At 48.1% G+C, this 12,863-nt stretch carries 8 protein-coding genes; 7 read left to right on the top strand and 1 reads right to left on the bottom strand.

The annotated features are described in order from the left end of the window. Nucleotides 1-3: 3 nt before the first annotated feature. Entirely contained in the window at nt 4-2,181 is a 2,178-nt protein-coding gene (gene ppk1 / locus JSU04_12345; GenBank protein MBS1971095.1) for a polyphosphate kinase 1, read from the bottom strand. Nucleotides 2,182-2,251: 70 nt separating this feature from the next. On the opposite strand from ppk1, the gene thiL reads away from it, so the two are divergent. From thiL to JSU04_12380, 7 genes are all read left to right on the top strand, one after another. Continuing rightward, nucleotides 2,252-3,244 (top strand): thiamine-phosphate kinase, encoded by a 993-nt coding sequence (gene thiL / locus JSU04_12350; protein MBS1971096.1) that lies wholly within the window; start codon nt 2,252-2,254, stop codon nt 3,242-3,244. A gap of 65 nt (nt 3,245-3,309) precedes the next feature. Further along, on the top strand, nt 3,310-3,849 hold the full coding sequence (locus JSU04_12355) for a PilZ domain-containing protein (protein MBS1971097.1): 540 nt from the start codon (nt 3,310-3,312) through the stop codon (nt 3,847-3,849). Between the two features lie 194 nt (nt 3,850-4,043). After that, nucleotides 4,044-5,450 carry a hypothetical protein gene (locus tag JSU04_12360; GenBank protein MBS1971098.1) on the top strand — a complete coding sequence of 469 codons (1,407 nt, stop codon included), beginning with the start codon at nt 4,044-4,046 and terminating at the stop codon, nt 5,448-5,450. Next, nucleotides 5,443-6,255 (top strand): outer membrane beta-barrel protein, encoded by an 813-nt coding sequence (locus JSU04_12365; GenBank protein MBS1971099.1) that lies wholly within the window; start codon nt 5,443-5,445, stop codon nt 6,253-6,255. Before JSU04_12360 ends, JSU04_12365 begins: the two co-directional genes overlap by 8 nt. Then, nucleotides 6,249-7,706 carry a TolC family protein gene (locus JSU04_12370; protein ID MBS1971100.1) on the top strand — a complete coding sequence of 486 codons (1,458 nt, stop codon included), beginning with the start codon at nt 6,249-6,251 and terminating at the stop codon, nt 7,704-7,706. Before JSU04_12365 ends, JSU04_12370 begins: the two co-directional genes overlap by 7 nt. A gap of 14 nt (nt 7,707-7,720) precedes the next feature. Beyond that, on the top strand, nt 7,721-8,611 hold the full coding sequence (locus JSU04_12375; GenBank protein ID MBS1971101.1) for a hypothetical protein: 891 nt from the start codon (nt 7,721-7,723) through the stop codon (nt 8,609-8,611). A gap of 190 nt (nt 8,612-8,801) precedes the next feature. Continuing rightward, nucleotides 8,802-12,836 carry an alkaline phosphatase family protein gene (locus JSU04_12380; GenBank protein ID MBS1971102.1) on the top strand — a complete coding sequence of 1,345 codons (4,035 nt, stop codon included), beginning with the start codon at nt 8,802-8,804 and terminating at the stop codon, nt 12,834-12,836. Nucleotides 12,837-12,863 lie beyond the last annotated feature (27 nt).

Below are 12,863 nucleotides of genomic sequence, written 5' to 3' on the forward strand. Positions count from 1 at the left end.
ACCTCAAGATTCTCCGCTGGAATTGCTTTCTTCAATGTTTTTCGCGCGCTGCTTGGCAAGCTGCATGAGCACTTGCTGCACGCCCGGCTCATTTGACTTACGTTGGATATAATTGCCTTCGGATGTCATTTGCCAGCTCTGGCGTTCGTCTTTCAAAGATAGTTGCAAAATTTCCCAGATTTTCTCACGAGCACCACGATCGATGATCGGCACCACCGCCTCGACCCGCGCATGCAGGTTGCGATACATCCAATCGGCCGAGCCAATATAAAATTCTCCGTCGATAGGATCTGCAGCACCATTTCTGAAATAGAAAATGCGCGAATGCTCTAGGAAGCGGCCGATGATCGAAGTCACCCGCAAGCGTTCGCTCATGCCCGGAACTTTCGGACGCAAACAGCAGAAACCGCGCACGATCAAATCAATCTCAGCGCCTTTTTGCGATGCTTGATAAAGCGAAATCGCAATATCGTTTTCTTCCATATTGTTAAACTTAGCAATGATCTGCGCCGGCTTGCCAGCCTTCGCAAGCTCGCCTTCGCGCTCAATCATGGCTTTAAAGCGCGGGAACATATTCACCGGCGCTACCAATAATTTCTCGTAAGAGTTTTTCAATGAACGACCCGTGAGGTAATGGAAGAACTCAACGATCTCGTTGGTCAGCTCCTCGCGCGCAGTCAGTAATCCTAAGTCCGTGTAAAAACGCGACGTCGTCACGTTGTAGTTGCCGGTTCCGATGTGCGAATAGCAATGCAGTCCTTCGCTTTCTTGACGAACGACCAACGCCGTCTTCGCGTGCGTCTTCAATCCCACAACTCCGTACACCACGTGAACGCCGGCATTTTCAAGCTCCTGCGCCCAGTAGATATTTCTTTCTTCATCAAAGCGCGCTTTCAGCTCAACCAAGCAAACAACTTGCTTACCTGCTTCCGCCGCACGAATCAGGGAGCGGATAAACGGCGAATTGTCGCCGGTACGGTATAAAGTCATTTTGATCGCTAATACTTTTGGATCATCCGAAGCCAAGCGAATAAACTTCTCGACCGTCGAAGAAAAGCTTTCATACGGGTGATGCAAAATATGATCTTGAACTTTAATCGCACCGAAGAAACCATTGGCGTCATCCACCGCAAGTGTCGGCGGCACAACCGCTGTCCACGGCTCGTATTTAAGCTTCGGCAGATTCAAAGTATCGTAGACCATGTTCAAATCCGTGTAATCAAGCTCGCCTTTAAGTTCGTATAGGAACTCTTCAGACAGCTCGAGCTCTTCCATCAAAAACTGAATCATCCATGGATCTGGATTTGGCCCATGCTCCAAGCGCACCACTTCGGCAAAGCGACGCTGACGGAGTTCTTCCTCGATCGTCTCGAGCAAATCTTCACTGTCTTCTTGATCGTGCTCAGAGTCCGCATTACGAGTCAGACGAAATGCCATGGCACTCGTGACTTGCATTGATGGAAACAAATCCGCGAGATTTTCGCGAATGACTTCCACGAGACTCACGAAGCGATAATTCACGCCGTCTGGATTGGCACGAATCCACTGCGGCAACACTTTCGGAATCTTCACGCGAGCAAAAAGTTTTTCATCGCGCTCTGGATGCTTCAGTGTCACACCCAGCGAAGTTGAAAGATTTGAAATAAATGGAAACGGATGTCCTGGATCCACCGACAGCGGCGTCAACACAGGAAAGACGTTTTTATGATAATACTTCTTTACCAGCTCTTTTTCTTTAACCGCGAGGTCTTTCCACTTGATGAGATGAATTCCCTCTTCAGCCAGGGCCGGCTTGAGTTTTTTTTCAAAGCAAGTGTCTTGCTCGGCAATCATCGGCGTTACGATCTGACGGATCGCCGTCAACTGCTGCTGCGGAGTCTGCGCATCGGAACTTTTCGGCGCAATCCCGTAAGCCACTTGCCGCTTAAGGCCCCCCACGCGTTTCATGAAAAACTCGTCCATGTTCGAAGACGAGATGCTTAAAAAGCGCAGACGCTCCAATAAAGGATTGCGAGAATCCTCGGCCTCAGCCAATACACGACGATTAAAATGCAACCAACCGACTTCACGGTTGGTGAAGAGTTTTTCAGATGACAATGGGTGTTCAACAACCTTGGGCTTTCGCGTACTGCGTTTTTTGCTGGTTGTTTTCTTGCTGCTGGAAGGCTTTGGCCCTATCATCGCTGGACTCCTAAAGGATTATTTTCCCATTAAACCCTCTCATTTGGCAACGGGGCCTAAGGTCAACAAGATGCAAAACACACCGCGCGAACACAATCTTATTCAAAACCTAAAAAAACTCGTGAACCGACACAGCCCCCGCACCGTCGTCCCACTGGGTGATGATGCTTTTGTGTTCAAAAGCTTTGCTGAAAATACGGTCATGGCCCAGGACATGATGGTCGAAGGTGTTCACTTTAAAACGAACTACTTCAGCCCAGCAGACCTTGGGTATAAGGCTCTTGCAGTGAACTTAAGCGATCTTGCGGCCATGGGGGCAAAACCCCACTTTGCGCAGGTTTCCCTGGCCGTGCCGAAAGACGTGGACGAAAACTGGATCCTGAGTTTTTACTCGGGCATGACCGCTCTTGCGGACCAGTTCGGGGTGGAAATTGCCGGCGGAGATCTCAGCCAAAGTCCCGGTCCAATTATGGTCGATGTCAGTGTCATTGGCGAAGTCGGCGAAGCCTACACTCGCTCTGGCGCGGAACCCGGCGATTGGCTGGCGGTCACCGGCCCACTGGGGCTTTCTCAAACCGGCAGACTCGCGCTTGAAAAAGAACTCTACATTTACGCTGAAGCGACACAAAAACATCTGCGCCCAAAGCCGCGTCTTGATGTCGCACTACTTTTGAAACAGCACAACCTCACGCGCACGCACATTCACGCACTCATGGATTGCAGCGATGGTTTAGTGAACGAACTTCTGCATCTCACTCGCGGCAAACTCGGTGTTGAGATCAACCAAGAAGATCTGCCGATTGATAGCGATACTGAGGGACTTGCAATGAGTCTCAAGCAATCACCACTCGACAGCGCTCTTTGGGGCGGCGAAGACTATGAGCTCCTCCTCGCCTTCCCTGCCAACAAGAAAGATGAAATCAAATACATTTTCGAGTCCGCAGATCTGGATTTGTTCCTTATTGGCAAATTCAACGACAGCGGTAAAATCACTCTGAAGAATCCACAAGGCGAGGTTGAGGAAATCCGCGAATTTAAGGGTTGGAACCATTTCTCAAAATGAGAATTTCTGAGGCTGGACCTGATTTGCCTTAGGTCTTGCTCATCCGTAGCCGATAAAAAGAGGGTATGAATCAGAATCTTGCCCGCTACCACGCTCGCTCACCAAGATATATCCTCAACACCGAGGATGATTCGCTCATTCGAGTCGCCGGCCCTCGCCAAATTCCTTGGGAAGAAGGCACTGAAATCAAAAATGTTTCTCTGACCGGGTTGGCGTTCACAGCACCTGAAGATCTCTGCCCGGTTCTCGGCGAGATCATCAAAATTCAATTCCAGGCCCCAGGCGGAAAACAGATGGCGAGCTATGCTATCGTCACTCGCTTGGATCCAATGGCAGACACCGCGAAAATTTTAGTCGGTCTGCATTTCTATAAAATGGAGATGGGGCACCGCGTGGTTCTGGCACAGGGACTTGCACGAAAACTCAAGGACATCTCAGACCGTGAGAAGATCATGCAAATGCAAGAGGGCACTCGCTTTTCTTTTGTGGACTCCTTTCCACAACTCATGCTGATGGCAAATTATTTCGTGCTCTGGGTGCTTTTAATGCAAGTTCTTTCGCATGAAAACTGGCTGCAAACTTTCAAGATGTGGCTCGGTCTTTAAGACGATATAAAGCTCATATTTCCCCTCTTTCCTTGCAAATGCAAGATTCGCAAAGCTCGAACTAAAACAAGTGTTTATGTCATCTTTTCACTGACGAAGTCGATTCGTTTTCCTTGCTATGCCAAGAGTTGACAAGTGACATACCCGGGTCTATCTGTGAGGGGCTTTCTATAGTCTCAATCGAGGGGCCCTCAATGAAAAACTCTGTCTGTGCGTCTCTATCTTCGACTCTTTTTTCTGTTCTTCTTTCAGCTGTTCTAGTGGCCGGTTGTTCTAACAACAACAAGAGCGTTGCCCTTCGCGATGGCACTGCCACTCCTGCTCCGGGCGAGCAACCAAAGCCCTCAAATCCTGGTGAAAAACCTGGATCAACTCCAGTACCATTGCCGTCTCCAGGCGATGTGACAAACCCGGGCGCTCCTGGCACTCAGCCGACTCCGACACCTACACCGGCCCCTGTCGCAAAACGTGTCGCGCGCTTCATGTGTGAAGGTGCGATGTCAAAATCTTTCAACACGCTTCGTTCAGATGCAGCGTCAAACTTCCAAATGCCATCCCTTACTCCAACAATGAGCGATTTCCCAATGTATTGGGTATCTACAGCAGTGCCTTTGCAAAGCGACGGCAACACGGTGTTCTTTGTCATGCAAGGACAAGAGCAACTCGGAAGTCCGCTAAAAATCTACCGTTCTACTGGAAACCTGTTGTCAGGCGCTGCGAATGCTCAAGTTCTTTCTAACTTTGCGGGTGTTCCATCTCAAGGTGGCTTCCCTTACGAAAATCTAAAGCTAAGCAGACATGTTCTGAGTGCCAACTGGAAACGCACGGCATACCTCTATCCTGCAACAGATGGCACATACACTTGGGAAAGTCTCAAGGGTAGTAAGTTCACCGTTCCATTCAATGCCAATGATTCCTTCAATCCGGAGTTCATCGGCGGCGATGACTATCTCCGCTTTGAACAAGAGCGCACGGGTTACGGCACGCTCACTCAGAAGTTCTATAACTTCGATACCAAGAAAACATTCTCTTTGCCGTCGCCCCTGGACGACAAGGACTCTCAACTCTTTGGCTTCATTGATGGTGCCAAAAAGAACGTGTTTTGGGTTGAAGGCCGTCTTGAAGGCACTTGGAAAATCCGCATGGCGAGCCTCAACTCGCCTTCTAAAGGCATGACCGTAGGGACGCTTTCTGGCTCAGCGATTCGCTTGCCAATGACATTTGTGAATCGTGATGGCGAAACTGTTTTGACTTATCTTGAAGAGCAATTTGCAACAGACAGCAGAGGCCGCCTTTTTATGAAGTCCGGCGCGATCCACGTCGTGAAAGCAAGCGCTTCTCAAGTTAAAATCACTTCTGACAAAACAGTTTCTTACTCGGAAGAGATTAAAAACGGGTCGGTCAACCCGACTGTTCTTGCCGGTGGCGTTCTCAACGGACTTTTTGTAGATCCTATTTCTGGCCGTGTGTTCTCTTCATTTAGCGCTGTCGGCGGATTGGTAAGTTTTGATTTAAATAGCTATAGCTGGCGTACTCACGGAGCGATCAGTGGTTCTGCTTGCTATAATCCAGCATGGGGAATCGAGGTAACAAATGAATAAATTTATCGTAACATCAGTTGTATTTGCATCATCATTGACGGTATTTGCTGCTCCGAAGTCTTCCACCAAAGTAAAAGCTCCCGCAGCAGAAGAGCAAGCTTCTATTCGCGCGGAAGCAGTTAAAGAAACTGAGTCTCTCGATACGAAAGCTTATAAGAAGACCATCCAAGCTTCGGAAGCTCAACAAGCCAATGTTTCTACATTCTTGAAGTTGCAAGATCCGGCTCCAGAACTCCGTAACCGTCCTTGGCTTTGGACTTTCGCATTCAAATTGCAGAGCATGCAGCCCCTCGGCACCGGCACTGTCGCTAGCTACAACTTCGACTTGGACAGCTACGGCACAGGCGTCATGCCTTCTTTGGAATTTGGATTTCTTGTAAACACTGTGGAAGGCTCGAAAGCGACTTGGGCTTCCGGCTTGTCTGCTCACGCAGGTTATATGTCTCAGAAGACAGACCTCGTGGCTCCAAATGGTTACAATTTCAAGGATAGCCGTTTGACGACGACTCTAGTCAGCGCTGTTTGGAACAATCGCATTAAAACTGGTTTTGCTCCCAAAGTTGCTTTCTTGTTCAATCCAGAAATTGGTTTCGTGAACTATACTCAGACAAATAATAGCTCGACTCTTGCTAACTTTTCCCAGCAAAATAACTTCTGGGGGGTTGGCGTTGGAGCAGAATACTCATTTACTCCAAAGTGGGCTCTTTTGGCCCAGTATAGCTACCGCGATGCTGAAGCCAAGAAAGCCGAGACCTCAAATCTTCAAAAGAATAACGTAGAAATCGGAACACAGGTCACATGGTAAAAACACTCTTTCTTTCTCTCTTGCTGGGCTCTCAAGCGGCGTTGGCGTTGCCAACCGACTTGAGTTGTAAGCAAGGCATCTCACTCTCGCAAAAAGACGTTGCGGAGTTGGTCTTGAAACAAGGTCGACGTACGCAAGAAGTTAACTTGCAATACCAACAGCTCCGTCTCTCTGTCGCTCAATCATTGGTGCCATTCCAATGGGATTTAGTGGCAAGCTCAGGCCTATTGTTTGATAAATCTGTCGGCCTCACGACAACGGCTTATGATAAAACCGAAAGCCTCGTATCAGATGTAAAGCTAAGCAAAAGCTTTATCACTGGTACGGACTTGAGCTTTGAATACAAAAGAACTTCGTTCAAAGGTGATGTGAATGCGAATGGCACTGCCAATACTCGCAGCGTCGGCACGCAAGACTTGCTGGGCCTGAACATCACTCAAGATCTCTGGGCGAACTTCTTTGGTATCGCCAATCGTGGTGACGTCGATGCAGCAGCATTGAGCTACAAGGCTTCGACGATTCTAAGAACCAATGATCTTGAGAACCTCGTTCTGGATACGATCCGTACTTTCTGGACAGCTTACGTGTCTGAACAGAACTTCAAAGAAGCGATGAGCTCCCGCGATCGTTCTAAAAAGCTCACGGACGCTGTGAAAAAGAAAAGCGGTTTCGGTTACGCGAACCCTGGTGAATTGGCTCAGGCTCAAGCGGACTATGAAGCGCGCGTCCAAGACGTCAAAACGGCTTCGACAAACTACTTGGCGAATCTTGATACTCTGAACACCCTTTTGAGCTTGCCACAAAACTGCGAAGTGAAATTTGTTGTTTCCAACGCGGTTCCAGCGGTGCCTCAATTGCCAGAGAAAAACCAAGAAGACCTCCGCGTGATTCGTTCGGGCAAGTTGGCGGTAGAAGCCGCTCAACGTGCTTACGACTCAGCAAAGTCTAAAGATGCTCCTACACTGCAATTGGTTGGTAAGATCTATAGTTATGGCGTGCAAGACGACGGTAACGGCGCATACAGCGACATGGTTTCTGGCTCTCACCCGCAATACTATGCCGGTGTTCAGTTTGAGTATCCATTTGGTGCAGATATCTTGAGCGAAACGCGCTTGAATAAGAAGTATGCGAAGGACCTTGCGGAAGTTCGTTTGTCTCGCGTGGCTCAGGAAAATGCCGATGCTCAAGCTCAGGCTCAGCGCCAAGTTCAGGCGACTTACGCGGCCGTGCTCAGCACAGCAGAGCAAAAAAAATATCGTGAAAAGGCATTGTCAGAGCTCAATCGCAGCTTCAACCAAGGTCGTACCGATATCAGCATCTACATCGATGCTATGAATAAGTTTTCACTTGCGGAAATTCAATACAGCCGGGCTATTGGCGACTACCAAACAGCCTTGAACGAATGGGCGGCGACTCGTGATGAACTCATCCCAGACGCGCAGGAAGAATAATAAGGGGAATTATTATGAAGTCTCTTAAATGGTTATTAACAGGTTTTGTTGCGCTCAATCTCGCAGCTTGCGCGTTTGACAAGAACAGCAACACTGACACTCAAAAGGAGCTCGAGAACCGCGCTGCCTTGATGGAAAAATACAGCCCTATCCTCGGCGTCTATCGCGGCACGATCCAAGCCGGTGTTTCTTCTCAAGCTGTTGAGCTTTCTTTTTACACTGTTGAAAAGAAAATCGGCCAAACTGCTAACGGCGAACCGAAGTTCTTGCCGGCTTTGATGGTTCGTTACCGTAATCTTTCAAACGTTGTTGATGACGTGGTGATGGAGTCCACTTATTTGGATCAAACATCTCAAGTGTTGATGTCTACTAACGACAACTCATTGGGCGTGAGCGGTATCTTTAATGGTGAAACAATCACTGGTAACGTCACTCGCAACGGTGGCATCTGGGGAACAATCAATGTTTCTCTCGTGAGCCGTGAATCCTCAGCACCCAATGACGCCAACGATCGCGCAGAACGCAATGCTCGTTTGACGAAAATCTACGAAGGCGTTGTGGGTACTTACAAAGGTAAAGTGGATTTCCCTCACAATAGCTCTGCCAGCGATTTCAATGTCACTGTAACGATCGTGATCGACCAAGTTAAAGACAAGGACGGTTACTATGTTCCTGCTTTGAAAGCGGATTACACTCGCGAAAATGATCCTGCTAGAAACCTTGCTTTGGCGATGGACGTTGATTATAAGCCGGACACAGTTCCACCTTATATCAGCCTTGTTTCTAATGAAGTTCGCGCGGAATACTCCGTAACAATCGCCGGCACAATCAACAACGGCGTGATCGACGGCACTTTCACGAACAAACGCGCTCAACGCGGAACTGTTCGTTTAGTAAAAAGATAATTATCTATATTAAGAACGCTGCCTAGATAAACTCTAGGCAGCAGTTGACCGAAAAAAGTCCCTGTCTCAATCTGAGACGCCATTCTCCTTCTTTGATCCTCTTAAAACGAATGTGCTCTCCGGCAACACGAGCGCCGTGGCACCCTCCTTGCCTTAGATCTTTCCAGGAAGATCCTGAGGAGGAATTTCTATGCGTCCATATTCTGCCACTTTCCGCTCCGTTTTATTGGCTGCCATCGCTGTTGCAACTGGCATGGGTTCGGTTACGGCCCACGCCCAAGGAGTTGGCCGACTAGGCGCTTTGACCGCGGCGATTTCAAGCAAAGCCTCCTCAAAAGAGCAACCGGCCCAGGTCGAAACCATCGTCTTGGCGGCAGACGGCCTTAGCTACAACGCTTTTAAAGCGGCCCAAGCACAGGGTCTTTTTAAAGAATTCACCAACGTCGGAGCTCACGTAGCACCCTTTCCATCGATGACCGACCTTTCCTGGTCAACAATCATGCACACCGCTGAGATCTTCGGTGCCGCCGGCCGTATCAAATCCGTCGAAGCTACTTACTTTGACGAATCGACTCAATCCGTTCAGGGTGACCCACGCGACTACTATCGCCGCTTGGCTTTCCCCAAATATTATATGGGCGGCTTCGGCGCTTATTTTAATCCTTATGTTGAAGGCCTCATGTACTTCCCAACCGAGGAAGTTCCTAAACTTGAAGTAAAATCTGTAATTGATGACTTGGCGGCCGCGAAACCTCGTAAGGTTTTGACGGGTTATGTGGGTGCGATTGATTCTATGGCACACACTCAGAAAGATCGCCTCTTTCCGACGATGAAGCTTTTGGATGCAGAAGTAAAACGTCTTATTAAATCTTATAAAGACAAGGGCCGCGATGTTGAAATCGTACTCTTGTCGGACCACGGTAATATCGGCCGCTTTGCGGAAGGTAAACCAGAGCAAGAATTGGTTGGGGTCGATATCAGCGCTCCATTAAAGCGCGGCGGTTTCAATTTCGTTCAGCAGCTTCGTGAAGATAACGATGTGACTTCACCACTAATGGCCTTGGGCTCTTGGGGGCCAATGTACCTGAAGAACCGCAAGAACATGCCTGCAGTGATCGCCGAGTTCCGTAAAGAGTCTTGGTTTGATCTCGCGGTTTATATCAACCGCAACAATAGCACAGACACGATTATGACCGTGGTTTCAAGCCAGGGTGAAGCCCAGGTTCAATACGACAAAAAAACGAAGCTCTATTACTACTATGATGTGAAAAACAATCCGTTGCAGATTCCTGCGACGGCGATTTCAACAAAAGCAGCCTTAAAACCATTGACTGCCGAACAAGCTATGGCTGTTGCCGCAAAGACTTCCTATCCAGATTCACTCTTCCGCATTATCGAGTCGGCATCTGAAAGAAACTTCGACTTCCCTGATTTCATTCTGACGCTAAAAGACGGTTTCTATATTCAATCTTCTCTCGGCGCTTTCACCAAGATGATTCGCACACACGGTTCTTTGTCTGCGAACTCAAGCTTCGGTTTAATGGCTTCCACAAAGCGCACAATACCTGGCCAAGTTCGCTCTAAAGACATCATGCCTTTGCTCGGCGTTGACACACGCACTCTCTTCGGCCGTACTTACGAGTCCGACGCCAGCAACACCGGTACAAACGTTAGAGAAGCCATGAGAAATTATCAGCGCGGTGTTGAAACCGACGCCAAGGATCTTTCTCAACAGCGTATTTTCCAATACCTGACTCGCTTTGTATCTGATACTCGTCCCTACTTCGTAGTTTCTGAAATGAAGAGTTTTATGGATGCCTTCAAGTTTGACCCGTTGAAACAACCAGGCGTTCAGACCTTGTCTCCTATGAACTTCGATATCTCTAAGTTTGATGTTCAGGGCATGATTAGCCCGGATGATATTGGTCAAGTGACGGATGCTGTTTTGACTGCAGGTTCCGCTGAGAACCTGATGAAAGATCCACGCATCAATAAGCTTAAAGATAAAGTGAACTCTCTCCGCGGCATCAAAGAAGCCTCGGTTGAACAGAAAGAACTTAAGCTGGATGATAGCTACGTTTCTAAACTTCGCAATTATGTTTTGCCAGCGAAGCGCAGTGCTATGAAGCTCTACCAGATCCCGTACTTGCTTGAGAAATCCCTGATCGTTCAGGAAAAACCATTTATTAAGGACACACGCGATCTTCGCTTTGCTCAAGATTGGCTAAACGGTCGTGACAGTGATATCAAAACATTTAAAGCCCTCAACAAGATCGGCAACACTCAAGAGCGCGTGACAAAAGTGCAGGCGTTGATGAAAGAAGCCATCAAAGAAGCGGAGCTAGAAGACCGCATCTTCCCGACGCCGCTTAATAAAGCTTATAACCGTAAAAACATGGATGGTCTGACGATCGTCTATGTTCCTGGAATTTATAACAGCATCTTCGATAAAGAGATTTTCAGTCTTGGCTTGAATGCTCTTTCTGATGAAATGGGCCTTCGCGTGATTCAGCCGCCAGTTGAAGCTACGTGCTCAGGTGATTTCAATGGCGATATCATCGCGGACTTCCTCAAGCAGGATACAAAAACCCGCATCGCCCGTGGTCAAGTGGCTCCGAAGTACATGATTCTCGGTTACTCAAAAGGAGCCGTTGATACATTGAATTTCATGGTGAAAAATCGCCAGTTCACGTCAACTTACGTGAAAGGCTTTGTCGCGATCGCAGCCCCACTCCACGGCTCTTCGATCCTCAACAAGACGGACCTGCCATTTGCACTCGTGTCGGCGCTGTCTGAAAAAGACGGACCTGAAGTTTGCAAAAACGAAAAGGCCGCTGCGAAATCACTTGTTCCAAGCGCGATGCAAAGCTTCTGGAGAAAGAACGAAAGATCTCTGATTGGTCTGACTCGTTACTACTCTGTGACTTTCGAAAGTGATCCTGAAGATTCTCATATCTTTATGAAAGCAACAAAGCTCATTGCACAGTTTGACGAGAACAACGACGGTGTTGTTACGACATCTTCTTCGAAATTCCCGGATAATTTGGCTGCGTTGGATCTTGGCACCATGAAAGCTGATCACTTGGCAGGCATCTTGGCATCTCGCTTTAACCAAAAAGCCTTTATGAAAGGCCTTGTGAATACGTTGGGCGAGTTGGATGCGAATAACGACCAAGCAAATATGCAGTGGAATACAAATACGATCTTGTCGGTTGCAAATGCTCACCCTGTTCGTGACCGCATGTATTACCGTGTGACTAAAAATGGGCTCATTCAACGCGTTCACTTGGATTCAAGCATCGTTGCTGAGCGCGGCGACGTCTTCCCATTCTCACAAACTTGGGAATTAAACCGCTTGCTCCTGCCACCGGTAAACGATCCGGCAGACGACTATCAACCGCAAGTGACTCTGCCACAGTCACAAATTAAGTATGACCCTTATGGAATCCTCGATGTCCAAAAGTTACCGGATATCATGTCGGCGACGAGCGTGACTCCCGTGAGTGTTAAAAACATGCCTCAAGGGATCAACATGGAATTCCATCATAAAAACATGGTGCACTTCCGCATGGATCACCAGTTCAACTATGAATCTCGTTCGCCACTCGGTAACGATGACAACAAGAATTATGGTTACATTAATTCTGATTTCAACGGCGAAAAAGACTGGGTTGCAATGAGAAGCGTGAACAACTCGATCCGCATGACGACTCTGTCTTACAGATTCTCACCGGTTGAGTTCAGCAAGATGTCTTTGAAGCTTGCTGTCACTAAAGGCGTGAAAGGTGCGGACCCCGTAAAAGGTCACACTGGTAAAGATGACTCTGCTTTCCAGGTATGGTTCACAATCCGCGATGGCCGCGCCAATGGCAACCGCGCTTTGGTGGATACAAAGAACGACAAGGTGTTCTTGTTCGGTTACTACTGGAGTGATCCAGTACCAGGTGAAAACCGTAAAGCTGGTGACATCTTTGAAAACTGGTACTCGAATAAAAACATCGTGGTTGCGACATTGCCAGAAGCAAAACAGCTGGTACTCAACAACCCAGATATGCTCGGTAAGCCGCAATTGTTCGAGCGCAATCTTGCTGAAGACTTAAAGCATGCGTTCCCGAATAAGAAAGTCGAAGATATGGACATCGTGGGTATCACGATCCAACACGACTCCAACGACACTGAGGACTCTTCAGAAGCTTACTTCAAATGGCTGAAATTCATGCCATAAAACAAGCGTGAAGAGAATATCTTGGTC

This window comes from Bdellovibrionales bacterium (assembly GCA_018266295.1).
GTDB lineage: Bacteria > Bdellovibrionota > Bdellovibrionia > Bdellovibrionales > Bdellovibrionaceae > JACMRP01.

Excerpts from the sequence above, each read along its gene's own strand:
- ppk1 (MBS1971095.1), bottom strand. The coding sequence starts at position 2,181 with ATGATAGGGCCAAAGCCTTCCAGCAGCAAGAAAACAACCAGCAAAAAA.
- thiL (MBS1971096.1), top strand. The coding sequence starts at position 2,252 with ATGCAAAACACACCGCGCGAACACAATCTTATTCAAAACCTAAAAAAA.
- JSU04_12355 (MBS1971097.1), top strand. The coding sequence starts at position 3,310 with ATGAATCAGAATCTTGCCCGCTACCACGCTCGCTCACCAAGATATATC.
- JSU04_12360 (MBS1971098.1), top strand. The coding sequence starts at position 4,044 with ATGAAAAACTCTGTCTGTGCGTCTCTATCTTCGACTCTTTTTTCTGTT.
- JSU04_12365 (MBS1971099.1), top strand. The coding sequence starts at position 5,443 with ATGAATAAATTTATCGTAACATCAGTTGTATTTGCATCATCATTGACG.
- JSU04_12370 (MBS1971100.1), top strand. The coding sequence starts at position 6,249 with ATGGTAAAAACACTCTTTCTTTCTCTCTTGCTGGGCTCTCAAGCGGCG.
- JSU04_12375 (MBS1971101.1), top strand. The coding sequence starts at position 7,721 with ATGAAGTCTCTTAAATGGTTATTAACAGGTTTTGTTGCGCTCAATCTC.
- JSU04_12380 (MBS1971102.1), top strand. The coding sequence starts at position 8,802 with ATGCGTCCATATTCTGCCACTTTCCGCTCCGTTTTATTGGCTGCCATC.